At 73.5% G+C, this 510-nt stretch carries 1 protein-coding gene; it reads right to left on the reverse strand.

From position 1 onward, the window contains the following. Positions 1 to 28: 28 nt before the first annotated feature. Positions 29 to 510, reverse strand: a 482-nt coding sequence (locus KBX53_RS35465) for a cellulose binding domain-containing protein (RefSeq protein ID WP_210864086.1), incomplete at its 5' end; no start/stop codon positions are given.

The raw sequence follows: 510 nt of genomic DNA on the forward strand, positions 1-510 counted from the left end.
GTCCGCCCGGCCCCGAACGGGTGGTCGGTCAGCTCGCCGTGCAGGTCAGCGTCGGCGTGGCTGGTGCGCCGGTGGACGATCCGAGGAACCCGAAGGTGGTGCTCGCGCCAGCGCCGAGCGCGCCGTTGTAGGCGACGTTGCGGGCGGTGACCGCGGAGCCCTGGCTCGTGACTGTCGCGTTCCAGGCCTGGGTGATGCTCTGACCGCTGGCGAAGGTCCACGTCACGGTCCAGTTGCTGATCGCCGAGGCGCCTGCGGTGACCCGTACCTCGCCCTGGAAGCCGCCGGTCCACTGGCTGGTCACCGCGTACGCAGCGGTGCAGCCAGCCGCCGGCGGTGGGGTGGTGGGTGGTGGCGTGGTGGGGGGTGGCGTGGTCGGCGGCGGAGTGGTGGGTGGCGGCGTGGGGACCGACCCACCCCAGCCGGCGGTGGAATCCAGCCAGGCGGCCCGTCGCAGCATCCAGTCCCGCATGACCTGGACCTGCCCCTGCCAGGTGGGCGAGGTCGGTG

Origin of the sequence: Micromonospora sp. M51, from assembly GCF_018070305.1 — a bacterium.
GTDB classification, from domain to species: Bacteria; Actinomycetota; Actinomycetes; order Mycobacteriales; family Micromonosporaceae; genus Micromonospora; species Micromonospora parva.